Genomic DNA, 993 nt, shown 5'->3' on the forward strand with positions numbered 1-993 from the left:
TGACAACTGATTCTTATTTGTCACCGACCCCTTAGGCTCTTCTACGGATCGTGGCGCTGACAATGCCGATGAGCTTCAGCGACAAGAAGATAAGATAGTGAATGCTATTCTAGCGATGAATGCTGATATCGTCGGTTTGATGGAAATAGAAAATGACGGTTTTACTGAACAGAGTGCGATTGCTAGCTTAGTCGCGGCAATTAATGCGGCAGGTGGCGATTATGCTTATATTGATCCAGGTGTCGATCAAATTGGTACGGATGCAATTGCTGTTGGTCTTATTTATAGAAGTACCCAAGTAAAACCGATAAAACAAACGGTCATTCTGGATAGCTCGGTAGATTCGAGGTTTAATGATGATAAGAATCGACCAGTCTTAATCCAAACCTTTAAAGAAAAAGGTTCAAAGGAGAAGCTTACCGTTGCAGTCAATCATTTAAAATCAAAAGGAAGTGATTGTGACGAATTGGGTGATCCTGACATGAATGATGGCCAAGGCAACTGTAACTTAACACGTACAAGTGCCGCGACAGCATTAGTCGATTACTTGAATTCTGATCCAAGCAATAGTCGCGATAGTGATTTTCTGATCATTGGTGATTTAAATGCATATGCTAAAGAAGACCCCGTTTCTGTCATCAAAGAGGCTGGTTATGTTGATTTGTTTGAACACTTTGTAGGTGATAAGCCTATTCTTACGTGTTTTATGGGCAGGCAGGTTCACTTGACCATGCTTTAGCGAGTGACAGCTTAAGCTCACAGGTAAGCGGAGTCACTGAGTGGCATATCAATACCGATGAGCCTCGTGTTCTTGATTACAACACTGAATATAAGAGTGATACTCAAGTAGCGGATCTGTATAGCGCTAGCCCGTACAGAGCTTCAGATCATGACCCTGTGATTGTTGAGCTAGCTTTGAAATCACCGTTAAAGGGTGATTTTGATGAGGATGGTGTTTTGGGCTTTGCCGACTTTTTAATCTTGATTGATCAT

Annotated in this window: 2 pseudogenes; both read left to right on the forward strand. The window is 41.8% G+C overall.

Annotated elements, in window-relative coordinates:
• Positions 1–73: 73 nt before the first annotated feature.
• Positions 74–739 (forward strand): annotated as a pseudogene (locus tag A3763_RS26570) (DNA degradation protein EddB); the annotation flags it as partial.
• Positions 700–993, forward strand: a pseudogene (locus A3763_RS26575) (DNA degradation protein EddB); the annotation flags it as partial. The pseudogenes A3763_RS26570 and A3763_RS26575, both read left to right, overlap by 40 nt.

Source organism: Oleiphilus sp. HI0128, from assembly GCF_001635365.1.